The organism is Pseudomonas sp. Pse79 (assembly GCF_024519615.1).
GTDB classification, from domain to species: domain Bacteria; phylum Pseudomonadota; class Gammaproteobacteria; order Pseudomonadales; family Pseudomonadaceae; genus Aquipseudomonas; species Aquipseudomonas veronii.
In genome coordinates this window covers 1-23842 of the sequence record NZ_JALJRR010000001.1, presented here as the reverse complement: position 1 = coordinate 23842, position 23842 = coordinate 1, and the positions used below count along the sequence as shown (strand labels likewise).

The 23842-nt window shown below is 63.4% G+C and carries 20 protein-coding genes; 4 read left to right on the top strand and 16 right to left on the bottom strand.

The annotated features are described in order from the left end of the window. Nucleotides 1-131: 131 nt before the first annotated feature. Genes NR164_RS00100 through NR164_RS00090 form a run of 3 tightly spaced genes read right to left on the bottom strand, consistent with a single transcriptional unit; the run spans nucleotide 132 to nucleotide 3896 of the window. Nucleotides 132-1430 (bottom strand): FAD-binding oxidoreductase, encoded by a 1299-nt coding sequence (locus NR164_RS00100; RefSeq protein ID WP_079444058.1) that lies wholly within the window; start codon nucleotides 1428-1430, stop codon nucleotides 132-134. Continuing rightward, nucleotides 1427-2515 carry a polyamine ABC transporter substrate-binding protein gene (locus NR164_RS00095; RefSeq protein ID WP_079444059.1) on the bottom strand — a complete coding sequence of 363 codons (1089 nt, stop codon included), beginning with the start codon at nucleotides 2513-2515 and terminating at the stop codon, nucleotides 1427-1429. The genes NR164_RS00100 and NR164_RS00095 overlap by 4 nt, the downstream gene beginning before the upstream one ends. 22 nt (nucleotides 2516-2537) lie before the next feature. After that, a complete protein-coding gene (locus NR164_RS00090; RefSeq protein WP_046383711.1) occupies nucleotides 2538-3896 on the bottom strand; it encodes a glutamine synthetase family protein in 1359 nt (452 codons plus the stop codon). Nucleotides 3897-4036: 140 nt separating this feature from the next. Between NR164_RS00090 and NR164_RS00085 the strand changes: the two genes are divergently transcribed. Continuing rightward, complete coding sequence (locus tag NR164_RS00085; RefSeq protein ID WP_256822039.1) at nucleotides 4037-4933, top strand: helix-turn-helix domain-containing protein; 897 nt, start codon at nucleotides 4037-4039, stop codon at nucleotides 4931-4933. Nucleotides 4934-5333: 400 nt separating this feature from the next. Here the strand turns inward: NR164_RS00085 and NR164_RS00080 are convergent, their stop codons facing one another. Genes NR164_RS00080 through NR164_RS00070 form a run of 3 tightly spaced genes read right to left on the bottom strand, consistent with a single transcriptional unit; the run spans nucleotide 5334 to nucleotide 8470 of the window. Next, nucleotides 5334-6437 (bottom strand): acetoin dehydrogenase dihydrolipoyllysine-residue acetyltransferase subunit, encoded by a 1104-nt coding sequence (locus NR164_RS00080; protein ID WP_017846571.1) that lies wholly within the window; start codon nucleotides 6435-6437, stop codon nucleotides 5334-5336. Further along, entirely contained in the window at nucleotides 6434-7453 is a 1020-nt protein-coding gene (locus tag NR164_RS00075) for an alpha-ketoacid dehydrogenase subunit beta (protein ID WP_017846572.1), read from the bottom strand. Before NR164_RS00075 ends, NR164_RS00080 begins: the two co-directional genes overlap by 4 nt. Before the next feature lie 39 nt (nucleotides 7454-7492). After that, a complete protein-coding gene (locus tag NR164_RS00070; RefSeq protein WP_177034233.1) occupies nucleotides 7493-8470 on the bottom strand; it encodes a thiamine pyrophosphate-dependent dehydrogenase E1 component subunit alpha in 978 nt (325 codons plus the stop codon). Nucleotides 8471-8780: 310 nt separating this feature from the next. Between NR164_RS00070 and NR164_RS00065 the strand changes: the two genes are divergently transcribed. After that, on the top strand, nucleotides 8781-10649 hold the full coding sequence (locus NR164_RS00065) for a sigma-54-dependent Fis family transcriptional regulator (RefSeq protein WP_108526524.1): 1869 nt from the start codon (nucleotides 8781-8783) through the stop codon (nucleotides 10647-10649). A gap of 117 nt (nucleotides 10650-10766) precedes the next feature. Here the strand turns inward: NR164_RS00065 and NR164_RS00060 are convergent, their stop codons facing one another. Continuing rightward, nucleotides 10767-11561, bottom strand: coding sequence for an acetoin reductase (locus NR164_RS00060; protein WP_256822038.1), 795 nt, complete (start codon nucleotides 11559-11561; stop codon nucleotides 10767-10769). A gap of 181 nt (nucleotides 11562-11742) precedes the next feature. Here NR164_RS00060 and NR164_RS00055 point away from each other — a divergent pair, with 181 nt between their 5' ends. Further along, nucleotides 11743-13893: a TonB-dependent siderophore receptor gene (locus NR164_RS00055; RefSeq protein ID WP_256822037.1), complete on the top strand. Its 2151-nt coding sequence runs from the start codon at nucleotides 11743-11745 to the stop codon at nucleotides 13891-13893. Between the two features lie 18 nt (nucleotides 13894-13911). Here the strand turns inward: NR164_RS00055 and NR164_RS00050 are convergent, their stop codons facing one another. Continuing rightward, the gene (locus tag NR164_RS00050) at nucleotides 13912-14349 is read right to left on the bottom strand and encodes a carboxymuconolactone decarboxylase family protein (RefSeq protein WP_046383718.1); all 438 of its coding nucleotides are present in this window, start codon (nucleotides 14347-14349) and stop codon (nucleotides 13912-13914) included. A 114-nt stretch (nucleotides 14350-14463) separates the two neighbouring features. Beyond that, nucleotides 14464-14934 (bottom strand): Lrp/AsnC family transcriptional regulator, encoded by a 471-nt coding sequence (locus tag NR164_RS00045; protein ID WP_017846578.1) that lies wholly within the window; start codon nucleotides 14932-14934, stop codon nucleotides 14464-14466. Between the two features lie 123 nt (nucleotides 14935-15057). Between NR164_RS00045 and NR164_RS00040 the strand changes: the two genes are divergently transcribed. Beyond that, a complete protein-coding gene (locus NR164_RS00040) occupies nucleotides 15058-16302 on the top strand; it encodes a methionine gamma-lyase (protein ID WP_017846579.1) in 1245 nt (414 codons plus the stop codon). A 3-nt stretch (nucleotides 16303-16305) separates the two neighbouring features. On the opposite strand, the gene NR164_RS00035 is transcribed toward NR164_RS00040, so the two are convergent. Genes NR164_RS00035 through NR164_RS00005 form a run of 7 tightly spaced genes read right to left on the bottom strand, consistent with a single transcriptional unit; the run spans nucleotide 16306 to nucleotide 23620 of the window. After that, nucleotides 16306-17418, bottom strand: a complete 1113-nt coding sequence (locus NR164_RS00035) for an OmpA family protein (protein ID WP_256822036.1) — start codon at nucleotides 17416-17418, stop codon at nucleotides 16306-16308. 23 nt (nucleotides 17419-17441) lie between these two features. After that, complete coding sequence (gene tssE / locus NR164_RS00030; protein ID WP_079444065.1) at nucleotides 17442-17882, bottom strand: type VI secretion system baseplate subunit TssE; 441 nt, start codon at nucleotides 17880-17882, stop codon at nucleotides 17442-17444. Between the two features lie 3 nt (nucleotides 17883-17885). After that, nucleotides 17886-18422 carry a type VI secretion system lipoprotein TssJ gene (tssJ, locus tag NR164_RS00025; RefSeq protein ID WP_256822033.1) on the bottom strand — a complete coding sequence of 179 codons (537 nt, stop codon included), beginning with the start codon at nucleotides 18420-18422 and terminating at the stop codon, nucleotides 17886-17888. Then, complete coding sequence (gene tssG, locus NR164_RS00020; protein WP_256822032.1) at nucleotides 18403-19500, bottom strand: type VI secretion system baseplate subunit TssG; 1098 nt, start codon at nucleotides 19498-19500, stop codon at nucleotides 18403-18405. Before tssG ends, tssJ begins: the two co-directional genes overlap by 20 nt. Beyond that, nucleotides 19464-21233, bottom strand: coding sequence for a type VI secretion system baseplate subunit TssF (tssF, locus tag NR164_RS00015; protein WP_079444067.1), 1770 nt, complete (start codon nucleotides 21231-21233; stop codon nucleotides 19464-19466). Before tssF ends, tssG begins: the two co-directional genes overlap by 37 nt. A 24-nt stretch (nucleotides 21234-21257) precedes the next feature. Continuing rightward, nucleotides 21258-22844 carry a type VI secretion system protein TssA gene (gene tssA / locus NR164_RS00010; RefSeq protein WP_079444068.1) on the bottom strand — a complete coding sequence of 529 codons (1587 nt, stop codon included), beginning with the start codon at nucleotides 22842-22844 and terminating at the stop codon, nucleotides 21258-21260. Further along, on the bottom strand, nucleotides 22841-23620 hold the full coding sequence (locus NR164_RS00005; RefSeq protein WP_256822031.1) for a sterol desaturase family protein: 780 nt from the start codon (nucleotides 23618-23620) through the stop codon (nucleotides 22841-22843). Before NR164_RS00005 ends, tssA begins: the two co-directional genes overlap by 4 nt. Nucleotides 23621-23842 lie beyond the last annotated feature (222 nt).

Genomic DNA, 23842 nt, shown 5'->3' with positions numbered 1-23842 from the left:
CGCCCCGGACCTATTGCGGAAAGGGGCTAGCCTCAAGCAGTACGAAAAGGAGCAATTGCGCTCTTCCGTTTTGCCCTGCCTGTCAACGATTCGATAAAAGCTGGCAAGGCCCTTTCACAACGCGCCCCCAGCTACCAGGCAAGTTGCTCGCGCAACTTGAACCACAGCATCCCCAACGCCAACAACGGCGAGCGCAACAGTTTGCCGCCCGGAAAGGTCATGTGCGGGACCTGGCTGAACACCTCCAAGCCCTGACTGTGCCCGGCATGAATGGCTTCAGCCAGCAGCCGCGCACACCAATGGGTCACATTCAGCCCATGCCCGGAATAACCCTGGGCGTAGAACACATTCGGGTACTGCTTCAACCGCCCGACCTGGGGAAAGCGATTGGCGGTGATGCCGATCTTGCCGCCCCACTGGAACTCGATCGCGGTATTGGCCAGTTGCGGGAATACCTGGAGCATCTTCGGTCGCATATACGCGGCGATGTCCTGCGGATCACGCCCCGAATAATGGCAGGCGCCGCCGAACAACAGGCGTCGGTCGGCGGTCAGTCGGTAGTAGTCCAAGCCGACTTTCTGGTCGCACAGCGCCAGGTTCTGCGGGATCAATTGCTCGGCCAGCCCTTCCGTTAACGGTTCGGTGGCGATGATGTAGCTGCCGGCAGGCAGTACCTTGCCGCTCAAGCGCGGCTCCAACGCCTCCAAGTGTGCATTGCAGGCCAGCACCAGGTTGCTGGCACGCACCGTGCCGCCGGCGCAGCGTACCTGCACGGTGTCGCCGTGGAGCAGTTCCAACGCTGGGGTGTGCTCGAAAATCCGCACCCCCAGGGACTCGGCGACCCGCGCCTCGCCCAACACCAGATTCAATGGGTGCAGGTGCCCGGACCCCATGTCCACCAGGCCGCCGGCATAGACCTGCGAGCCGACGACCTGGTGCATATCCTGCGGACCTACCACACGGACCTCATGGTTGTAGCCCTGCGCCAACAGGCGCTCCTGCTCGCCCTTGAACGCGGCGAACTGCGCCGCGGTATTGGCCAGTTCGCAAAAGCCCCAGCGCAGGTCGCAGTCGATACCCTGCGTGCGAACGCGTTCCCCCACCAACGTGACCGAATCAATCCCGGCCCGCTCCAGATAACGCACGCCCTCCTCGCCCACATACTTGGCAAAGCCCGACACGTCGTGGCCGATGCCGCGAATCAATTGCCCGCCGTTGCGCCCGCTGGCGCCCCAACCGATGCGCCGCGCCTCCAGCAGGATCACCGACAGCCCGCGCTGGGCCAGTTCGATGGCGGTATTGACCCCGGTGAACCCACCGCCGATCACACACACATCCGCGCTCAAGTCGGCGGCCAAGGCCGGACGCTCGGGCATGGCATTGGCCGAGGCCCGGTAATAGGACCGGGCGTGGTCGTTCGATTGGATCATTTGTCGGTCTTCACTTTGCTCCAGGCGCGGGTCATCAGGCGCATGGTCGCCGGGGTCGGCGTGGTGGAAATATAGAGTTTGTCGAGCACGGCCTGGGACGGGTACACCTCAGGGTTGTTCACCAATTCCGGGTCCATGAAGGCATTGGCTGCCGGGTTGGCGTTGGCATAGCCGACCGAGGCGCTGACTTTGGCGATGACTTCAGGGTCGAGCAGGTAGTTGATAAACGCATGGGCTGCTTTCGGGTTGCTCGCATCGGCGGGGATCGCCAGCAGGTCGAACCACAGGTTGGAGCCTTCCTTGGGAATCGAATAGGCAATGTTCACCCCGTTCTTGGCTTCCTTGGCGCGGTTGGCGGCCTGGAACACGTCGCCGGAATAACCGAACGCCACGCAGATATCGCCGTTGGCCAAATCCGAGATGTACTTGGAGGAATGGAAGTAGGTGATGTAAGGCCGCAGCGTCAACAGCTTGGCTTGCGCCTGTTTGTAGTCTTCAGGGTTCTCGCTGCGCGGGTCCTTGCCCATGTAGTTGAGGATCGCCGGGAACAACTCATCCGCCGAGTCGAGGAAGGCCACGCCGCACTGGTTGAGCTTCTTGAGGTTCTCCGGCTCGAACAGCACCGCCCACGAATCGATATGGTCGATGCCGAGCACCTGCTTGACCTTGTCGACGTTGTAGCCGATGCCGTTGGTGCCCCACAGGTACGGCACCGAGTGCGCGTTGCCCGGGTCGTTTTTCTCCAGCAGCTTGAGCAGCTTGGGGTCGAGGTTCTTGAAATTGGGCAACTGCGCGCGGTCGAGCTTGAGGAACGCGCCGGCCTTGACCTGGCGCGCCAGGAAGTGGTTGGACGGCACCACCACATCATACCCGGTGCGCCCCGCCAGCAACTTGCCCTCCAGGGTTTCGTTGGAGTCGAACACGTCGTAGATCACCTTGATCCCCGTCTTGGCCTGGAAGTCGGCCAAGGTGGTTTCACCGATGTAGTCGGTCCAGTTGTAGACACTGACCGTCGGCTCCGCCTGCGCGGCGCTGCTGAATGCCGCCACCAGGGCCAGCGGGAGAAGTTTTTTCATCAGACGCATATCGACACCCCTTTATGATTGTTTAGACGCTCAACAGCAGGAACTCACGCTCCCAGGAACTGATCACCCGCTTGAAATTCTCATGCTCGGCGCGTTTGACCGCGACGTAGCCGCGCACGAACTTGTCGCCCAGGTATTGCTTGACCGTCGCGCACTCCTCCATACGCACCAGCGCATCCTCGAGCGTGATCGGCAGGCGCAGGTTGCGCCGCTCATAGGCGCGGCCTTCCACCGGCGCGCTCGGCTCGATCTTTTCGATCATGCCCAGGTAGCCACACAACAGGCTGGCGGCGATCGCCAGGTACGGGTTGGCATCCGCGCCGGGCAGGCGGTTTTCCACGCGCATGGCGTCGGGGTTCGATGTCGGCACGCGCAGGCCGACAGTGCGGTTTTCTTCGCCCCATTCCACGTTGACCGGCGCCGAGGTGTCCGGCAGGAAGCGGCGGAACGAATTCACGTTGGGCGCAAACATCGGCAGCAGCTTGGGGATGTACTTCTGCAGGCCGCCGATGTGGTGCAGGAACAGCGTGCTCATCTGGCCGTCGGCGTCGACGAACACCGGCTTGCCCGTGGCGATGTCGACCACGCTCTGGTGCAGGTGCATGGCGCTGCCCGGCTCGTCGGCCACCGGCTTGGCCATGAAGGTCGCGGCCACATTGTGCTTGAGCGCGGCTTCGCGCAGGGTGCGTTTGAACACGGTGATCTGGTCGGCAAGATCCAGGGCGTCACCGTGGCGGAAGTTGATTTCCATCTGCGCCGGGCCGTCTTCGTGGATTAGTGTGTCGAGGTCCAGGCCCTGGGCTTCGCACCAGTCGTAGACGTCTTCGAACAGCGGGTCGAACTCGTTGGCGGCGTCGATGGAGAACGACTGGCGACCGGTTTCGGCCCGCCCGGAGCGGCCGACCGGGGTTTTCAGCGGCAGGTCCGGGTCATCGCAGCGCTGGGTCAGGTAGAACTCCATTTCCGGCGCGACAATCGGCTGCCAGCCCTGCTCGGCGTAGAGCTGCAGCACCTTTTTCAGCACGTTGCGCGGCGACAGTTCGATGGGGTTACCCTGCTTGTCGAAGGTGTCGTGGATCACGATGGCGGTCGGTTCAATCGCCCATGGCACCACGTAGGTCGCGTGGGCCACCGGGCGGCAGACCATGTCGATGTCGGCCGGGTCGAGCAGGTCGTAGTAGACATCGTCGTCGACAAAGTCCCCGGTTACCGTTTGCAGCAACACACTTTCCGGCAGGCGCATGCCTCGCTCATGCAGGAACTTGTTGGTGGGCGCAATCTTGCCGCGTGCGATGCCAGTCAAATCACTGATCACGCATTCGACCTCGGTAATCTTGTGTTCTTTCAGCCAGGCGGACAGCTGATCGAAGGGGGCGTTCATAAGGACCTCGTCATGGGTGGGAGACTGCACCGGCTTGTACTCCCGGCGCATTGAGGTCTATCTTGGGCTCGCCGCGCCACGGCATCTATCCACTTTGCTCCGAACACAACGCACCAATAGAGTGCGAGCAGGTTCCCCCTATGACACAGGCAACCGCTTTGCGCGTACAGGCCTTCACCACCGGTGATGTGGCCGCTCAATGCCGTGCGACACCCGGCTGGGTGCAGCACTACCAGCAGATGTCCCCCGGGCATTTTGCCGGGCAGATCCGCTACCTCGACCTGCACGGCGTGGAGGTCTACGAAGAGAGCATGAACACCCGGGTGGAGCAGCATTTCAACGCGCCGCCGGGGGCCCTGGCGTTCTGTTTCGACGGCAGCGACAACACGCTGTACCTGCTCAATGGCGAGAGCCGCAACACCTGGATCACCCCGGAGAACTACCGTGAAGTGGCGGTGGTATTCGGGCCGCAGTTCGTGCAGCGCCATCGGTTGGATGTGGCGAAACTCGAAGGGTTGTTCATGGCGCCACTGACCTGCCAGCAGAATGCGTTATTCAGCCGCTGGCTCAGTGGTACGCTCACACGGTTGTCCGGCACCACCGACCCGATCAGCCGCGATGCCCTCACCCAGCAGTTGCTCGACGATTGCCTGTTCATTCTCGACAACGCCTGCGTATGCCTGGACCGCCAGTCATTGCAGCGCCGCAGCGAAGAGCGCCGGCTGATGACGCGCATCGGCGAATGGGCGGTCGATGCACCGGATGACACCGTCAACCTGCTGGAGCTGGCGCAGATCGCCGGCGTGCCGTTGCGCCAGTTGCAACAAGGCTTCAAGACCTACACCGGAATGAGCCCGGCGCAGTGGTTGCGTTTGCGCCGCTTGAACGGGGCGCGGCAGGAGTTGTTGAGTTCAGCCGCGGCCACAGTGGCGCAAGTGGCGATGAACTGGTCGTTCTGGCATTTGGGGCGGTTTTCCAATAGCTACCGGGCGTTGTTCAAGGAGCTGCCGAGCGAAACCCTCAAGCGCGCCGTTTGAAACGAACTCTAAATGGTGGGAGGGAGCTTGCCCCCGATGGCAATGGGTCAGTCACCAGGAATATTGACTGAGACACCGCTATCGGGGGCAAGTCGAATCGTCGCACCACCCCTCCCACATTGGATTGCATCAAGGCTGGGCGTTGAGGAAGGTTGCCATCAACGGGTTAACCCGCTCCGCCGCCTCCAACTTTTGAAATGCACTCTAAATGGTGGGAGGGGGCTTGCCCCCGATGGCAATGGGTCAGTCACTAGGAATATTGACTGAGACACCGCTATCGGGGGCAAGCCCCCTCCCACATTGAGATATTCGTCGGCCTGAGATCAGTGGTAAGCGGTCGCAATCCGTTCGCGTTTGGTGGCATTGAAAACTACTCGTTACCCTCCCACATTGGACTGCATCAAGGCTGGGAGTTGAGGAAGGTTGCCATCAACTGGTTGACCCGCTCCGCCGCCTCCAACTGCACCATATGCCCCTGCCCCGGCAGGATTTCCACCTGGGCCTCGAGCCCCTCAGCATGTCTGGCCGGGATGATTGCGTCGTCGCTGCCCCAGATCACCAGGCTTGGCTGCTGCCCGACAATATTGCGCAGATCCAGGCGCTGCCGCCCGCCCTCGAACAGCTGGGCATTGAGCTGGCGCAACGCTTGATCCACGCCTTCGAGGCGCTTGAACTTGAGCATGTCCTCCAGCATCTGCCGCGTGACCAGCGCCGGGTCGCTGAACAGTTGAATCAAGTGCGGCTTGAGCGCGTTGCGGTTAGTCGCGTCGGTGAAGCCGTGCAAGTAGTCCGCGTTGATCTCTTCGCCGAGCCCGGCGCTGGCGATCAGGGTCAGCGAGGCGACCCGCGCGGGGGCCTGGCGCGCCACGGTCAGGCTGACCAGGCCACCCATTGAGTGGCCGGCCAGGTGGACGCGGTCGAGCGCGAGATGATCGAGCAACGCCAGCAGCGCCTGGCTCAACTCGTCGGCATCGCCGCTGCGCAGTTGCTTGCCCGACTCGCCATGCCCCGGCAGGTCCAGGGCGATCACCCGGCGCTGCGCCGCCAACCCCGGGTGGTTGAACAGCCAGTTGTTCAAGTCGCCGCCAAACCCGTGGACCAACACCAACGGCGTCCCGCCCTCACCGAGATCGAGATAACGCAACAGCCGCCCACCCACCTCGACTTTCTGCGCGCTGGGCCCGGACGCTTGCGCCTCGGCCGCACTCGACACGAAGCTGGCCTGGAAACCTTCGATTACCGCATCAATCTCGGCTTCCGTGGCCTCGCCCTCCACCACGATCCCGAGCAGCCCGCCCACCGGCAAGGTCTCGTCGCTCAGCGCCAGCACGCGGCGCAGCACGCCACTGAACGGCGCCTCGACGCTGCTGGAGATCTTATCGGTCTCCACGTCGAGCACTTCCTCGCCCTTCTCCACCCGGTCGCCCGGCTGTTTGAGCCAGACATCCACGCGGCCTTCGGTCATCGACAAGCCCCACTTGGGCATGGTCAAGATATGGATCATGCGGCAGTCCTCTTATCGGCGATCTTCAACACCGCGGCTTCGATCTTCGCTGCGTTGGGGATGTACAGATCCTCCAGCGCATCGGAGAACGGCACCGGCGTGTGCGGCGCGGTGACCATTTCGATCGGTGCGCGCAAGAACGAAAACCCGCGCTGCGCGACCAGCGCGCTGATATCGGTGGCGATCGAGCAGCGCGGGTTGGACTCGTCGATCACCACCAGGCGGCCGGTCTTCTCCACGCTTTCCAGGATGCTGTCTTCGTCCAGCGGGCTGGTGGTGCGCAGGTCGAGCACTTCGCAGTCGATGCCTTGGCGCGCCAGGTTGGCAGCGGCTTCCAGGGCGATATGCACCATGCGCCCGTAGGTGACCAGGGTCACGTCATTACCTTCGCGCACGTAATTGGCTTCGCCGAAAGGCACGGTGTACAGCTCTTCCGGCACTTCGCCCTGCAGGCTGTAGAGCATTTTGTGTTCGAGGAAGATCACCGGGTCGTTGTCGCGGATCGCCTGGATCAGCATGCCCTTGGCGTCATAGGGCGTGGCCGGGCACACCACTTTGAGGCCGGGGATGTGCGTCCACATCGAGGTGAGCATCTGCGAATGCTGCGCGGCGGCGCGCAGGCCGGCGCCGTACATGGCGCGCACCACCAGCGGCGTGGCGGTCTTGCCGCCGAACATGTAGCGGAACTTGGCGGCCTGGTTGAGCAACTGGTCGAGGCAGCAGCCGAGAAAGTCGACGAACATCAACTCGCACACCGGGCGCATGCCGCGGGTGGCCGCGCCGACCGCCATGCCGACGTAACCGATTTCGGACAACGGTGCATCCAAGACGCGGTCGGGAAACTCCGGGTACAGGCCCTTGGTCACGCCGAGCACGCCGCCCCAGGCATCCTGCTCGCCGGGGGAGCCGGTGCCGCCGGACACGTCCTGGCCGATGATGAACACACTCTGGTCGCGACGCATTTCCTGGGCCAGGGCTTCGTTGATTGCCTGCTGATAACTGATTTTGCGAGCCATGATCAATTCTCCACGGATTATTTTTGTAGTGGGTGGCGATTAGCGGTAAGCGACGTAGACATCACTGAGCAGGTCTGCGGCCTGAGGCTTGGGATCGGACTTGGCCAGGCGCACGGCGTCTTCGATCAGTTGCGCGACCTCCGCGTCGATGCGCTCGAACTGCGCCGTATCGAGCCAGCCTTCGGCGCTGCAGCGTTGGCGAAACAGCACCAGGCAATCGTGGGATTCGCGCAGGTTCTTCACTTCGTCGGGGCCGCGATAGGTTTGCGCGTCGCCTTCGAAGTGGCCGTAGAAACGGCTCAACTTGACCTCCACCAGCGTCGGCCCCTGGCCGTTGCGCGCACGTTCCACGGCTACCCCCAGGGCCGCGTGGACGGCGAAGAAATCATTGCCGTCGACGATCACCCCCGGCATGCCGAAGCCCACGGCGCGCTCGGCGATGTCTTTGCACGCTACCGACCAGCCCGAGCCGGTGGCTTCGGCGTAGCCGTTGTTTTCAGCCACGAACAGACACGGCAGTTTCATGATCGCGGCCAGGTTCATGGCCTCGAACACCGCACCCTCGTTGGAGCCGCCGTCGCCGAAAAACGCCACGGCCACGCCCTGGCTGCCCTTGAGCTTGGACGCCAGCGCCGCTCCGGCCGCCAAGGGCGCGCCGGCACCGACGATGCCGTTGGCGCCGAGCATGCCTTTCTCCTGGTCGGCAATGTGCATGGAACCGCCCTTGCCGCCGCACACCCCGGTTTTCTTGCCGTAGATCTCGGCCATCATGCCGAACACGTCCACGCCCTTGGCGATGCAGTGGCCGTGGCCACGGTGGTTGGAGGCGATGCAATCTTCATCGTTGAGGTGGGCCATGACCCCGGCGGCGCTGGCTTCCTGGCCGGCATACAGGTGGACGAAACCAGGGATCTCGCCAGTGGCGAATTCCACGTGCAGGCGTTCCTCGAAATCGCGGATGGTACGCATCACGGTGTAGGCATGGAGCAGTTGATCAGTAGACAGGTGAGTGGACATCTTGTTGTTCTCCAGGTTGTCTCGACACACAAAAGGCTGGCTGCAGCCAGTTGCAAGACCTTCAGCACAGCCTGTGCCAACGCCTCGAAAAACCTCGCACAGGCTTGATCCAGAGCAGTGCCACGCGGTTGTGCGGCGGCGACCGCCAACCACAGAATGAGACGCGCCATTGCAACCTGCCCGTGGCGTGCGCGGCCGGATGAGACGCTGCGTCTCACACCGGGCAGTTGGTCAGGCCGCCCTTGTCCCCCTGCGCGCATGCGCGCTTAATGGCGGGCATAACAACAAAAGATCGAGAACCGGAGGCCTTATGCTCGCCGCGAACTCCAAAGACCATGTCGACTGCGTCAGTCGCGTGGTCCGCAATGCCGATCGCCTGCCCCAGGCACCGGTGCCGTCGCTGATTTTCGATTCATGGCGCCGTTCCATGGAGCAACACCACCTCGACCCTGGCTCGCTGCAAGGGCCACGCATTCTCAGTGAACCGCTGCTCAAGGAATGCCGTGAGCGCGCCGAACTGTTCATGCACATCGCCAGCGAAGAAGTCGGCCAACTCCACCACCGCGTGCGCCATGCCGACTACTGCGTGATGCTTACCGACGCCCAGGGCCAGACCATCGACCACCGCGTGGACACGGCGATTCGCACCGATTGCCGCAAGGCCGGCCTGTACCTGGGCACCTGCTGGTCGGAAGCCGAAGAAGGCACCTGCGGCGTGGCCACGGTGCTGACCAGCAAGGCTGCCGTGACGGTGCATAAGCGCGATCACTTTCGCGCAGCGTTTATCGGGCTGACCTGCTCCGCCGCGCCGATCTTCGACCCCCAGGGCAACCTGCTGGGGGTGATGGACGCCTCGGCGCTCAAATCCCCGGATGACCGGCGCAGCCAGCATCTGGTAAGACAGATGGTGGCGCAGAGCGCACAAGCCATCGAAAATGCCTTCTTCATGCACAGCGCGCGTCAGCACTGGGTGCTCCAGGCCCACAGTACGCCCGGCTATGTCGACAGCCAGCCCGACCTGCTGCTGGCCTGGGACCAGGATGGGCGCCTGCATGCGTTGAACAGCAAGGCGCGCCAGGCCCTGCGTCGGCGCTTTGGCCAGGTGCCGGCGCATATCGGCGAGGTCTTCGACCTGGATGCGTTGCGCGCGGTCACCGATCAATCGGCGCAACAGCTGCACTGGCTGGGCGAGCCCGGCGCATTGCATGTGCGGGTCAGCGCGCCGCGGCGTAAGCCGGCGCGTCCAGCGAAGGCCGTAAACAATCAGGTCGACCCCCGGGTGGAAGAACACCTGCGCCTGGCCTTGCGGGTCAAGGACCGCAACCTGCCGGTGCTGGTGCAGGGTGAAACCGGCGCCGGCAAGGAAGTCTTCGCGCACCAACTGCATGAGCGCAGCGCTCGTCGCGACGGGCCCTTCGTGGCGGTGAACTGCGCGGCGATCCCGGAAAACCTCATCGAAAGCGAGCTGTTCGGCTATGTCGCCGGGGCCTTTACCGGCGCGTCGAACAAGGGCATGCCCGGGCTGTTGTTGCAGGCCGATGGCGGCACGCTGTTCCTCGATGAAATCGGCGATATGCCGCTGGCCCTGCAGACGCGCTTGCTGCGGGTATTGGCCGAAGGTGAAGTGGCGCCGCTGGGTGCGGCAAAAACCCGTGCGGTGGATATCCAGGTGATCTGCGCCAGCCACCGCGACCTGGCGGTGCTGGTCAGCGAGGGGCGCTTTCGCGAAGACCTGTACTTTCGCCTGGGCTGCGCACGGTTCTGCCTGCCGCCCTTGCGCGAGCGCAGCGACAAACTGGCCTTGATCAATCGGCTGCTGGAACAGGAGGCGCACAGCGGCGCAATCTCCGTGGGCATCGGCCCCGCCGCGCTGGAGGTACTGCTCGGCTATGCCTGGCCGGGCAATGTGCGGCAACTGCGCCATGTGCTGGCGTATGCCTGTGCGGTGTGCGACGGCGGCACCATCCAGCTGGCTGACCTGCCCGTGGAGGTGCGCGGCGAGCAGATCGAGGCCGACGTGGAAGAACGTGTCAGCCCGGAACGCCAGGTGGTGCTGGATGCACTGATCCGGCATCGCTGGAAGCCGTCGCCGACGGCCCAGGCGCTGGGGATTTCGCGGGCGACCCTGTATCGCCGGGTCAACCAACTGGGCATCGACATGCCGGGCAAACATATCTGACCCAGCACCGTCAAACATGTGGGAGCGGGCTTGCCCGCGATGGCGGTGTATCAGCCACCGATGCCGTGACTGAACCGCCGCCTTCGCGGGCAAGCCCACTCCCACCTTTGAACCGCGTTATCGGTACACAATCCCACCATCGATCAACGGCGACTGGCCGGTCATGTAGTCCGCATCCGGCCCCGCCAGGTAAGACACCAGCCCGGCCACATCCTCAGGCGTTTCCGCACGGCCCAGGGCAATCCCGTCCACATACTTCTTATAGGTCGCACCGACTTCGGCGCCGGTAATCTCGGCCATGCGCTTGTCGATCTCGACCCACATATCGGTGCCGACCACGCCCGGGCAATAAGCATTGACCGTAATCCCGGCGCTGGCCAGTTCCTTGGCCGCCGCCTGGGTCAGGGCGCGCACGGCGAACTTGGTCGCCGAGTACACGCCCAGCAGGGCAAAACCTTCATGCCCGGCGATTGAGCAGGCGTTGATGATCTTGCCCTTCTGCTTGAGCGCCTTGAACTTCTTGCCGGCGGCCTGGATGCCCCACAACACACCCTGCACATTGATGCCCAGGGTGCGCTCGACCTGCTCGGGGCTGACGTCCAGCAGTGAATCGATCTGTGCCACCCCGGCGTTGTTGACGATGATGTCGAAACCACCGAGGGTCTGGTATGCGTGTTCGACGGCGGCCACCACCTGTTCGCGCTTGGACACGTCGGCGATGAACACCGAGGCCTTGCGCCCTGCCGCGACGATTTCAGCAGCCACGGCTTCGAGCTTGGCGCCATTGATGTCCATCAGCGCGATATCGGCACCGTCCCGTGCCAGGCGCAGGGCGATGGCGCGGCCGATGCCCTGCCCGGCGCCAGTCACCAGCGCAACTTTTCCAGCGATGAGGTTTCCAGCGGTACTCATGACGACCTCCTGCAACGATGAGAGAAGCCTCGTCTATCGCAGATGCACGCCAGGGCTGTCGAGGCGCACATGAATCGGCGTGCGCGCTGAGACCGGATGTCTCAATGCGCGAATCCTTGTAAATGCGCGCACTTATGCCTAGCTTATGCGCCCCCCGTCCTGCGCTTTAAGGCCTTGCCCCATGGTTCTGCGTTTTCGCCCCGTCGTCACGTCACGTTTCGCCCTCGGCCTGCTGCTCAGCGGTGGCATCGGCAGCAGCCTGGCTGCGGAAATTGAACTGCCGGCGGTACAGGTCCAGGGCCAGGATGAGTCCGGTTATCGCAGTGAAACCGCCTCGGTCGGCGGTTTCAATGAAGCGCCGCTGCTGGACACTCCCGCCTCGATCAGCGTGATCAACGCCGCCCTGATCAAGGACCAGCAAGCCCGCCTGCTCAGCGAAGTGCTGCGCAACGACGCCTCGGTGGGCGACAGCTACGCACCGATCGGCTACTACGAAAACTTCGTGGTGCGCGGCTTCTCGCTGAACGCGGCGAGCAGCTACAAGATCAACGGCCGCACCATCACCGGCGAGCAGAACGTCGCCCTGGAAAACAAACAGCAGGTGGAAGTACTCAAGGGCCTGGCCGGCCTGCAAAGCGGGATCTCCGAGCCCAGCGGCGTGATCAACTACGTGACCAAGCGCCCGCAAGACGTGCGTTCGGTGACGGTGTCCAGCGACGACCGTGGCAGCGGTTATATCGCCACCGACGTCGGCGGCTGGTTCGGCAGCGAGCGGCAGTTCGGCCTGCGCGCCAACGTGGCCCATGAAGACCTCAATTCCTACGTGGAACACGCCAACGGCCAGCGCGACTTCCTGTCCCTGGCGTTCGACTGGAACATCAGCCCCGACGCGGTGCTGCAACTGGATGCCGAATACCAGAACAAACAACAGCGCTCGGTGCCGGGCTACCAACTGCTGGGCGGCAGTGAAGTGCCCCACGATGCATCGCCGAAACAGCTGCTGGGCCATCAAAGCGGTTCCAAGCAGGTCGGTATTGATTCGCTGAACCTCAACGGCAAGTTCGAATACCGCTTCAGCGACCAGTGGAAAGGCAGTGTCAGCGCGGCGCGCAGCAAGGTGGTGATCGATGACTACAGTTCGTTCGCCTGGGGCTGTTTCTACGTGAACACGTGCAACGCCAACACGTTCAGCCCCGAGGGTGACTACGACATCTACGACTACCGCAGCCCCGACGACACCCGCCGCGACGATGAAGTGCAGGCGGCCATGACCGGGCTGTTCGACACCGCCGGCCTGGGCCATGAATTGACCTTCGGCACCAGCGCGTTTCGCCGGGTGATCGACAAGCGCAAGACGGTCAACGAGTACATCGGCAGCGGCAATATCAATCAGGACACGCCGACGTTTGCGCCGACCAACGTGCCGCTGAACGACAGCCATCGCACCCTCGACAGCCGCCAGTACGGCGTGTTCGTCACCGACCGCATCCGCTTCAACGAGCAGTGGCAAACCCTCCTCGGCGGTCGCGAAGTGCGCCTCGATGAACAAGCCTTTGACAGCAATGGCGACCAGGCGCGCCATACCCAGCAGTACGTGTTCCTGCCCCAGGCCTCGCTGATCTATAAGCCGATTGAAAACATCTCGCTGTACACCAGCTACAGCAAGAGCCTGTCCCTGGGCGGCACGGCGCCGTGGTTCGCGAACAACCCGGACGAGACCCTGGCCCCGACCGTGTCGCGACAAATAGAAGCCGGCGTGAAATACGACTGGCGCCGCATCAGCTTCGCCGCGGCCGTGTTCCAGACGCGCCAGGCCTACCAGTACGCCAAGCCGGATGGCGCCGGGAGTTTCACCTACGTGCAACAAGGCGAGCAGAAGAACACTGGGCTGGAACTGTCGGCGAATGGTTGGGCCACCGACCGCCTGCAGATCGCCACCAGCGTCGCGGCGATTCGGGCGCGGGTCAGCGGCAGCGGCACGCCGGACTACGAAGGCCACCAGGCGATCAACGTGCCCAAGCTGCGCGCCAGTGTCTACGCCGACTATGCGCTGCCGTGGGTCAACGGCCTGGCGGTCCTGGGCGGCGTGCAATACAGCGCCAAGAAGTACGCCAACCGCAGTGGCAATGTCGAGGTCGGGGACTATGCGGTGGTCAACGTCGGCAGCCGTTACACCACCAAAGTCGATGGCTATGAAACGGTGTTTCGCCTGAGTGTCGACAACCTGTTCGACAAACGCTACTGGCGCGACGCGGGCGAGTACATGGGCGATGACTACCTGTTCCAGGGCGCGCCGCTGACAGCGCGCCTGAGTGCCTCGGTCAACTTCTGACCGCGCACGGCCCCGGGCTTACTTGGGCATCTTGCGAAAGCCCACCGCCAGGCGGTTCCAGCTGTTGATGGTGGCGATGGCGACGCTCAGATCGACCTGTTCCTGGGGGCTGAACTCGGCGGCGAGTGCGTTGTAGTCTTCGTCTGCGGCGCGGGTCTGGCTGACCAGGGTCAGGCTTTCGGCCCAGGCCAGGGCGGCGCGTTCACGCGGGGTGAAGAACGGCGTTTCGCGCCAGGCCGACAATGTGTACAGGCGGCGCTCGGTCTCACCGCCCTTGCGCGCATCGGCGGTGTGCATATCGAGGCAGAAGGCGCAGCCATTGATCTGCGACACGCGCAGGCGCACCAGTTCCAGCAGGGGCAGTTCGATGGACAGTTTGCCCACTGCGGTTTCCAGGGCGAGCATGGCTTTCATGGCGTCTGGGGAAGCGGTGTAGAAATCGGTACGGGGTTGCATGGTAGAGCTCCTGAACACTGGAAATTGGTGGCCAGATTAGTCAGCGCAGCACTCAGGAGAAATAGCCAATTCCGGCAAAGATCAGGTAGCCAATGTGCCCACGGGCTCAGCCCCTCAGCGCGGCAGCGGAATCACGCGCAAAGGCCGCACCGATTTGTAGGAAAAGCTCGAGTAGATCTCTTTGACGCACGGCAATGTCTGCAACACCTCCCGCGCGAATTCGCCAAACGACTCCAGGTCCTTGGCCACCACTTCCAGCAGGAAGTCATAGCGCCCCGAGACGTTATGGCAGGCGACGATTTCCGGAATGTCGAGCAAGCGCTGCTCGAACGCCCGCGCAATTTCCTGGGTATGGCTCTCCATCATGATGCTGACAAACGCCGTCACCCCATAGCCCAACGCCTTGGGCGACAGGATCGCCTGATAACCGCTGATCACCCCGCTCTCTTCCAGGTTCCTGACCCGCCGCCAACACGGGGAGGTGGTCAGGGACACGCGCTCGGCGAGCTCGGCCACGGTCAAGCGGGCGTTGCCTTGCAGTGCGTTTAAAAGCGCCTTGTCGGTGCGATCCAGACTGAGGGGCATAACGTGCCTCTAATCATTATTTTTAGAAAGGTTTCATCCCATTGCGCGGGATTTGTCAGCAAATATTGCAAAGTTCAGCTGTGGTTATGAGCATAGCATTGTAGGAAATAAGGAGTGTCCGACATGAACAATAAACACAATGCATTCGGCTTTTCCACCCGTGCCATCCACCACGGTTACGACCCCAAGGACCACCACGGCGCCCTCGTACCGCCGATCTATCTCAGCGCCACGTTCGCCTTCCCCACCGCAGAATACGGCGCCGCGTGTTTTGCCGGTGAAGAAAGCGGGCACTTCTACACACGCATTTCCAACCCGACCCTGGCCCTGCTGGAAGCGCGCATGGCGACCCTGGAAAACGGCGAGGCCGCCGTCGCCTTCAGTTCCGGTATGGGCGCGATTGCCGCCACCTTCTGGACCCTGCTGCGCCCCGGCGATGAGGTGATCGTCAGCCAGACACTCTACGGCTGCACTTTCGCCCTACTGCACCATGGCATCGCGGAGTTCGGCATCAAGGTGCGCCATGTCGACCTCACCGACCTGGATGCACTGCACGCCGCGCTGTCCCCGGCCACGCGCATGATCTACTGCGAAACTCCGGCCAACCCCAACCTGCAACTGGTCGATATTGCCGCCGTCGCCACGCTGGCGCACCAGCAGCCCAACGTCATCGTGGTGGTCGATAACACTTACTGCACGCCGTACCTGCAACGGCCCCTGGAGTTGGGCGCCGATGTGGTCGTGCATTCGGCCACCAAGTACCTCAGCGGACATGGCGACATCACCGCCGGCATTGCGGTGAGCAACCACGCACTGGCGCAGCGCATTCGTCTGCAAGGGCTCAAAGACCTGACCGGTGCGGTCATGTCCCCGCAGGACGCATCGCTGCTGATGCGCGGCCTCAAGACCCTGGCCCTGCGCATGGACCGCCATTGCAGCAACGCCCAGGCAGTGGCCGAAGCCTTGCAGGCCCACCCGGCCGTCGAGCGCGTGACGTACCCGGGGTTGCGCTCATTTCCCCAGTACGAACTGGCGGCGCGGCAGATGCGGATGCCCGGCGGGATGATTGCCTTCGAGCTCAAAGGCGGGATCGCGACCGGCCGGCGCTTCATGAACGCACTCAAGCTGTTCAGCCGCGCGGTCAGCCTGGGCGATGCGGAGTCCCTGGCCCAACACCCGGCGAGCATGACCCACTCCACCTACACCCCAGAGGAGCGGGCAGCCCACGGGATCAGCGAGGGGTTGGTGCGTCTGTCGGTCGGGCTGGAGGACATCGCCGACCTGCTGGCGGATGTGCAGCAGGCTTTGACCAAGTGTCTGCGGGCTGCGCCGCGTGCGACACAGGTGGTCGAGCATGCGATGAAATAGCGCTCAGTCCACGGCCACCGTGGCCTCGCCGCAGGCCCCTGTCTGCGGCACCAGGTGAATATCCACGCGACGGTTCGCGGCGCGCCCGACGTCGGTTTCATTGCTGGCAATCGGCTGACTGGCCGCGAAGCCCTGGACGGCAAAGCAACTGTCGGCGATGTCGCCCATGCGCTGCATCCAGTCGCGCACGGCAGAGGCGCGGGCATGGGACAGCGCCAGGTTCTGTTCGACGGAACCGGTCGCGTCCGTATGCCCGGCGACCACGATCAGCCAGCCGGGTTGGGCTTTGATGTCGACCAGGGCATTGATCAGCACCTTGGCCGAGCCTGGCTTGAGCGTGGCACTGCCGGCATCGAACAGCGACAGGCTATCCAGTCGAACGGGGTCGGGCATAAGGGGTTCAGTGCCTGGACCGGCCAACCACATGCGCCAACCGATCCCTGCGAGCAAGGCAACGATCAGCGCCCCGACCAGCCCCCACAGCGCGATGCGTGGCCGGCGCGCCACCACTGCGGGTGGCGGCAGGATCACCACGGGGCTCACCAGCGCCGGCGCCGGCAACCTGAGCGGCGCGAGCATCGTGCCGTCCGGCGCGGGGCTTTGCTCCAGGCGCTGGATCAAGCCGCCGACCTGATAGCGCAGGGCGTGCAGCGGTTGTAGAGGGTGGTCTAGATGAGCCCGCAAACGCACCTGCAAACGGGCCAACTCAAGGTCCAATTGAACCAGCGCGGGCACGCCGTGGGCGGTCATCGCCCGGCTGCGCAGCAACAGTTGCAGTTGCTCGAACAACCATCCCAGCAAGTCCACGCGCGCCGACGCCATCAGCGGCCACAGGCGCACCCACTCACCGCCCAGCGCCTCGATCAACGCCACACCTTGGGTGATGCCCTCGACCCCATGACGCTGGCCGCGAGCCAAGGTGTAAAAGCACGCGCTGTGCAACTCCGCGCCGTTTTGCTGGAACAGCGCAAGGCAGCCTTGCTCGACCTTGGCCCAGTCCACATCCGGGCAGGCGGGATGGCTGAGCTTGGCCAATTCCTCGCGCAAAGCGATGAACTCACTGAAGCCGCGCGGATCACCGCCGACTTGAATACGCATCTCAAACAACGCCGTCATCGGGTTTCCCTTGCGTTATCGGTTCAAGGCTTCGACAGGTAATGCTGTCGCTTCAAGTGACGCACCAGCACCCGGCCTTCGGGTGTCAAGCGGGTGCCGAAGGTCACGTGCTGCCCATCCTTCAATTGCATGTCCAGGGCGTACTCCAGATGCCCCGGCAGCACCTGGGGCAGCAGCTCGATGGTGATCGCCGCCAGACGCGGTTCGTACTTGAGCAACGTGTCGGTCATGACGCCGATCAGGCCTTGGGCCGTGGCGGGCAACCCTTGCAGGATCAGGCCCATGTCCGGCAGCCCGTAATCCGGCAGATGGCTGAGCGCGCCCGCTCGACTGTTGAGGATGCGCTGCAGGTTGTCCAGCACCGAGAGGGCGTGCTGGTCCGCCTCGCAGACCCGCTGCAGGTCCAGTTCACCGGCGAAATTCTGCAACAGGCGTTCGTAGAGCGAAGGGGCGTACTCGGTCATGGCTCAATCCTTCGTCAATGGGCGCAGGATCAAGCGGTTATCGCCCAGTTCGATCACCCGTGCGCGATCCGGGTCGAGATCGTCACGCGTCAATGTCAGGCGCCAGCTGTTCTGCCGGGTATCGGGGTCGCGAAACAACGCCACCAACGTGACAAACTGCGCGTCCTTGTCCATCGGCACGTTCAGCTGAGCGCCTTCTTCGGGCTTTACCACCACCGAGTGTTTGTCCAGTAACGCACGCGCGAGCAAGCGCTCGTCATCGCCCAGCAGGCCTTCGTAGGTCGCCAGCTCCACCGCCTTGCTGTCGCGCAATTGGTAAACCCGCACCAGGGTCGGCACCGACAACGCACGCATGTCCGTGGCATCGGTGTTCAGCGCCGTGCGCGCGCTGAAATCCAGATGCAGGGTGTTGACCTGCTTGTAGAAGATCGCCTTGGCGGTGGATGCCGTGCCATCCGCCACGGTCTGGGCTAACCCACAACCGCCGAGCGGTAGCGTGAAAGCCGCCAGCAGCACAAGATTAAAAATGGTACGCGACATGCTGTGTCTCCCTGTTGCGCGGGTTAATCGAAAGGCCTTGGTAGCGCCCCAGGTTGATCGTGAGGGTCTCGTGTTCCGTCGTGCGCCAAGCGCTGCCTCCCAAGCCCAGCACACCGGTCATGCCGAGCCGGAGGGTGGCCAGCCCCAACACCGGCGCAGGCAGGCTGTGCAACGGCAGCGACAAGCGCAGTTTCGCCGTGCAACGCCAGCCCAGGTAAACGCGCAACAGCACCCGCAGGTCGCGGTGTAGCTGGCCGTCGGGGAGCCAGCCACGGGCTTCCTGGGCGTGCTCGGTATAGAGCGTCAGACCGAACTGGCTGTTGGCGTCGCGGCCGATACGCCCCAGCGGCGTGCCCTGGGCCAGGCTCACCGGACGTTGCCGGGAGAGGCTGGCCGGCGCCGCCAACGTAATGTTCTGCGGCCAATGCGGAGTCACCTGCACCTGGGTGTCGGGGGCGAGCAATTTGACCAGTGCGACGATGCCTTGTGCATTCCGCGTGGGCAGGCGCATCACGCTGAGCAAGGCCAGAAAGCGCGAGACCGGCGTGGCGACCTGTTGCGCGGTGCCGGGAATGCCCAGGCCGATCAGGCCCAGCAGGCATTGCGAGGTGGCATCGGTGCCGCCCGCTTCGAACGTCGCCGGGTAGGAGTACTTGCGCCAGATCCGGTAGAACTGGGTGAAGATCCGGTGATTGAACATATCCAGGAAGGCTTCCAGCGCTTCATGCCCCTCCCGACGCTGCGCGATGTCATCCAGGTACACGGTCGGCATCGGCGAATCGACCCCGTACAACCCAAGCAAGCGCGTGCGTACCGTCGCCGCTCGCTCCGGGTGCGCTTCATCGATTTCAATCGACTTCAACTCGCCGGCCGGAAAGCCCATGCCCGGATCGGGCCGAAAGCGCACGGCGTCATCCGCCGGGTGCGCGGTGCTGCCCAGCGGCGGATGGCCGGGCAAGGCCTGTTCCAGCAACTGGCAAAAACGCTGCAGATTGGCCTCGGCCACCTGCCCCTGTAAGGCATCCAGCAAACCGCTGGCTTTCAGCCGGGAATACGCTGACTGTGATTCTCGTTCCATCGCAGGCACTTTCCAGTAGGTTGCAGGATCAGCGTGAGCTGGGTGTACACATGAATGTCGGCATACAAGGCGAAGAAGCGATTGAGCATCTCGCCGAACAGGCTGATGTCGCCCTCCCCTGAAAAGCCGTTGGCATCGAGGGTGATCTCGATATCCACGCCGCGTAGCAAAAAGCCTTTCTCGAAACGTTGGACCAAGTGATGACGGACCTCGACGATCGCCGCCAGACGACGACGGTTGAGTTCGCTGCCCGTCCAGTCGTACAAGGCCAATGTGCCGCGCAACACCTCGGCGTTGTCGAGCATCGGCAGGAAGTTCGAGCCCAGGTGACTAAGCACCCGCCAGTGAAAGCGGTCGCGGTTCGGCGGGTAGCAGGGCAAGCTCGGCGCACACAGGTTGCGCACCCGCAAACCGGCCTGGGGGCTTTGCACCAGCGTGTCGAGCACGGTGCTTTGCAGCGCCTTGCGCGGCAATTGGCCGTGGGTGCCGGTCAGTCGCAACGACAGGCTTTCACGCGTGCGCAGGCGGTCGCTGTCGAAGCCCTCGCCGCCGAGGATCAGCCAGGTGTCATGCAAGCCATTGGCGGCGCGCTTGAGGCGCGTATGGAAGTAGCGTTCGGGAGCCTCGTCACGCAACATGCCGCCCTTGTGGCGAAAGCTGCTGAACGGCACATAGTCCTGGCGCTCGGCGTTTCGCGAGGCGGTCACGCGGTCCACCGAATAGATCTCGGTATGGCCGTCCTGCAAACGCATGGGGCGCAGCAGGTAGTCGCTTTGCAACGGTGCCAGGGTCAGCGGGTCGGCCTCCAGCGCGAACAGGTTGATCACCGGCACCGCATGCAGGCGGATATGCTCGCGGCTCAGGTCGAAATCGGCCGGCCAGGGTTCACGTAACACCACTTCAAGCTCGAACCAGGCGGCGTCGGGAGCAATCTGCAGATGCTCCAGGCCACACAGGGTCACGAACATGAATTTTTCGCGGAAACTGAAATACTCCAGCAATAACTGATAACCGCTGAACGCACTGTCGCCCTTGGGCCACAGCCGGTCTTCATCGGCAAACCCCCTGGGTGCAAAATGCCCGGCCACCGGCTGGCGTTCGGTCTGGCCGGGCCAATGCACGAACATCGCCTGCACATTCAGGGTCAGCGCCTGATGCAAAGCACTGGCCAAAGGGGCTTCGGCATTCAGGTACAGCGGCACGCGACTCAGGTCGATCTGGCTCCAGTCAGTCAACGCGCCGCAGGCAAAACGCAGGCGCAACACGGAGCGACCATCCGGGGCGAAGCTGCGCCCGACTGAGGCCAGGGCCAGCGGGCGCAGGGCCAGGTCCTGGGTGGTGGTGTAGCGGCAACGGGTACTTTGGGGCCCGATGGGTTGCGACAGCACTTCAAAGCCCTGCGCGATCAACTCGCTGTGCTTCATCTGCGCCAGTTCCGGCACCAGTTCGACGATCGACAGCGACGGGATGGTGCGCAGGTAATGTGGCCAGAGCAGGCTGACCAGGCCTTCGGTCAATTCCGGCAGGTCATCGTCGAGTTTTTCCCGCAGGCGGCCCATCAGGAACGCGAAGCCCTCGAACAGGCGCTCCACATAGGGGTCTTGCGCCCCCGGTTTGTCCAGGTTGAGCTGTGCCGCCCGATCCGGGAAGGCCTCCGCGAATTCCTTGCCGGCCTCGCGCAGGTAGCGCATTTCGGCATCGAAATAGCGCAGTGTGAGATTGTCCATGTTCACAGAACGACTCCTGATAGATAAGGGTTAGCCGCACAGCACGGCGGCGCGTACCGGGTCGATGGCGACCAGCGCCGCCAGCAGGGTTTCCATGCGCCGCGCCAGGCTGGGTTTGTCGGCGTCGTTGCGTTGGGCTTTCACGCGCAGCAGCTTGAGCAGGCGCGCCTTGACCTCGAAATACAGCGCCGGCTCCCAGTCGGCCAGGGCCTGGCGTTGCGCGGTGGCGTCCAGTTCCCCCAGCAGGTGAATGGCCAGGTCGCTCTTGCCATGCTGTTCGGCCACCCGCGCCATCAGCAAGCGCAGCAGCCAGCGCTGGCGTCCACTGTCGATACCGGGCCGCGCAGCCAGCCACGCCAGCGCGTGATCCACGCCGTCGCTGTCGGCCTGGGCCACGGCCTCACCTTCCAGGGACAAGATGTCCGCATCACTGCTGGCCACGGCCGCCGAGGGTACGGGCAGCCATTGCTGGGGTTGGTTGCCGCTGACGTGCTGGGCAATCCACTCGCGGGTGGTTTCGTCGGCGAACGGGGTGCCGTCACTCCAGCACAGCACCTCCAGACCCGGCAGGCGCTCGAGGAACATGCCCAGGTCACGTTTGGTGATAGCGGCCCAGCGGTCCTGCGGTGCGGGTTGTTTGCTCAAGGCCTGATACAGGTACCATTGCAGGTCGAGCCAGAAATGGTTCACGCCTTCGGCATACATCCGCTCGACCTGTTCGATCAACTCCGCCCAGTTCTGTTGCAGGTACAAACGCTTGAGCTGTGCCCGATAGTCTGCACGCGGCGGCGCCAGGCGCGTGTTGCCGTTGGCCTCCTGAGGCGGCGTCTGATGCACGGTGTCCCAGCGCAAGCTCTTCATCAGTCGGTGAGCGGCCAGCCAGCCCAAGGGTTGCTCGCGCAGGTAGCTCGCCAGGGCCCGGCCGCTGTCCAACAGGTCCCGCCCGGATTTGATCATCGTCGGCGGCGACGCGTTGGCATGCACAGTCGACTCAAGGCTGGCGGTGTGTTGCGGGACCAATGCGTCCATCCCGCCGGACTGCGCCAGTCGCGCCGACAATGCCGCGTACAGCGGCTGCAGATCCGGACGCTGCTCCGGCGCCCACCCACTCAAGCCGCGCTCCAGCCAGGCGAGCGCGGCGGCGGTGCGCTCGGCTTCGGCCTTGACCACTTCCGGGTACAGCGACAGCGTGTCCAACACCTTGCCACTGGCCAACCATTCCAGGGCCATCTTGCGGCTGTTCGGACGGCTGGGCAGCACCGCGTCGGCAAAGCGCTCCACCAGCGCGGCCAACAGGCTCAAGCCATCCGCCAAACCGAGTTCGCCGTCCTTGTGCAAGCGCGCCCACAGGTAGTACGTGGCGACGCGCAGGTCCTTGCAGCGCTGGGTCAGCAGCTTCTGCGCCAGCTGGGCAACCTGCTCGGCATCGGCACCCGACAGTTTGTTGACTTCTTCGCGCATGCGTTGGAAGTCATCGTCGTAGCCGGGGTCGTCGCCGACAGGGGATTCGGTGCTGATGGGGTGTAGCCAGGGTTGCCAGTGGGCGGCGTGTTCGTGTGCGACAGACAGTGCGTCACGCTCCCCAAGGCAGCGGGCGATCAAGGCGCGCAGGCTCATTCGGCCCCCTCACTCACGCCAGCGGGCTGTGTTACACCCTCATGCTTGCCGCACTTCTGCACACGCTTTTGGAATGGATATAGATGCTGGCGCAGAATGCCGTCCGGCAACGGTTCGCCAAACACTCCGTAGCGCGTTGGCCAGTCCTTTGCGGGCAATTTGAATGTTCCAAACACCCTATCGATCAGCGGCAGGTGAATCGCATAGTTTTTGTAGCGGTAGTCTGGATGACGGGCATGGTGCCAATGGTGGTAGCGTGGAAGTACCAATACGTATTCCAGCCAACCACCTTTGATGCACACATTGGCATGAGCCAGCACCGCCCGGACGCCGACCAGCACCACATAGGCATTCAATGCCTGCGCAGAAAAGCCCAGCAACATCAGCGGCATCAGTACGGCGGTGCGCGTCAATAGCACTTCGACAAAGTGGACACGCGAGCCGGTCAGCCAATCCATCGCCGTACTCGAATGGTGCACCGCATGGAAACGCCATAACCACGGCACCGCATTCTTGGCATACAGCCTTTCCAGCGGAATAAAGACCGCCGCGGAGATGAGGAGCGCCAATCCGAGCAGTAGCAGGCTACGCGCCAATTGTTCGTTGTAAACCTTGCGCAGTTCTGTCGTTGTCAGCCACTCGGGAAGCAAGAAACACAACACGGCCAGCAGACTCAACAGCCCGAGTGCAGCGCAGATATAACCGCTGATACGCCCCTCGCCGAATTTGAATGGAGCGTGGCCATGGTCCCGAAGATAAGTTTTAATTTTTTGCATTACACATCCTTTGTATCCAATACCTGTTAAGGGTGTTCCTTGGTTACGTCAGCGCGCCGATGGCGGCAGTGATTCACCGGAGTTCGAAACTCCCGTTCTGCGCATAGGGTTCTTCTGCGGCGCCCTCATTGAGAAATATCTGTTGCGGCAACCTGAAATCACGCAGTTTGAGCAACGCCAGCGGCCCCGCATCCAGTTCGGTGCGCAGGTGCCACGTCAGGT

What these genes read in the sequence shown, in the direction of transcription:
- NR164_RS00100 (WP_079444058.1), bottom strand. Translation starts at nt 1,430, where the DNA reads ATGATCCAATCGAACGACCACGCCCGGTCCTATTACCGGGCCTCGGCC.
- NR164_RS00095 (WP_079444059.1), bottom strand. Translation starts at nt 2,515, where the DNA reads ATGCGTCTGATGAAAAAACTTCTCCCGCTGGCCCTGGTGGCGGCATTC.
- NR164_RS00090 (WP_046383711.1), bottom strand. Translation starts at nt 3,896, where the DNA reads ATGAACGCCCCCTTCGATCAGCTGTCCGCCTGGCTGAAAGAACACAAG.
- NR164_RS00085 (WP_256822039.1), top strand. Translation starts at nt 4,037, where the DNA reads ATGACACAGGCAACCGCTTTGCGCGTACAGGCCTTCACCACCGGTGAT.
- NR164_RS00080 (WP_017846571.1), bottom strand. Translation starts at nt 6,437, where the DNA reads ATGATCCATATCTTGACCATGCCCAAGTGGGGCTTGTCGATGACCGAA.
- NR164_RS00075 (WP_017846572.1), bottom strand. Translation starts at nt 7,453, where the DNA reads ATGGCTCGCAAAATCAGTTATCAGCAGGCAATCAACGAAGCCCTGGCC.
- NR164_RS00070 (WP_177034233.1), bottom strand. Translation starts at nt 8,470, where the DNA reads ATGTCCACTCACCTGTCTACTGATCAACTGCTCCATGCCTACACCGTG.
- NR164_RS00065 (WP_108526524.1), top strand. Translation starts at nt 8,781, where the DNA reads ATGCTCGCCGCGAACTCCAAAGACCATGTCGACTGCGTCAGTCGCGTG.
- NR164_RS00060 (WP_256822038.1), bottom strand. Translation starts at nt 11,561, where the DNA reads ATGAGTACCGCTGGAAACCTCATCGCTGGAAAAGTTGCGCTGGTGACT.
- NR164_RS00055 (WP_256822037.1), top strand. Translation starts at nt 11,743, where the DNA reads ATGGTTCTGCGTTTTCGCCCCGTCGTCACGTCACGTTTCGCCCTCGGC.
- NR164_RS00050 (WP_046383718.1), bottom strand. Translation starts at nt 14,349, where the DNA reads ATGCAACCCCGTACCGATTTCTACACCGCTTCCCCAGACGCCATGAAA.
- NR164_RS00045 (WP_017846578.1), bottom strand. Translation starts at nt 14,934, where the DNA reads ATGCCCCTCAGTCTGGATCGCACCGACAAGGCGCTTTTAAACGCACTG.
- NR164_RS00040 (WP_017846579.1), top strand. Translation starts at nt 15,058, where the DNA reads ATGAACAATAAACACAATGCATTCGGCTTTTCCACCCGTGCCATCCAC.
- NR164_RS00035 (WP_256822036.1), bottom strand. Translation starts at nt 17,418, where the DNA reads ATGACGGCGTTGTTTGAGATGCGTATTCAAGTCGGCGGTGATCCGCGC.
- tssE (WP_079444065.1), bottom strand. Translation starts at nt 17,882, where the DNA reads ATGACCGAGTACGCCCCTTCGCTCTACGAACGCCTGTTGCAGAATTTC.
- tssJ (WP_256822033.1), bottom strand. Translation starts at nt 18,422, where the DNA reads ATGTCGCGTACCATTTTTAATCTTGTGCTGCTGGCGGCTTTCACGCTA.
- tssG (WP_256822032.1), bottom strand. Translation starts at nt 19,500, where the DNA reads ATGGAACGAGAATCACAGTCAGCGTATTCCCGGCTGAAAGCCAGCGGT.
- tssA (WP_079444068.1), bottom strand. Translation starts at nt 22,844, where the DNA reads ATGAGCCTGCGCGCCTTGATCGCCCGCTGCCTTGGGGAGCGTGACGCA.
- NR164_RS00005 (WP_256822031.1), bottom strand. Translation starts at nt 23,620, where the DNA reads ATGCAAAAAATTAAAACTTATCTTCGGGACCATGGCCACGCTCCATTC.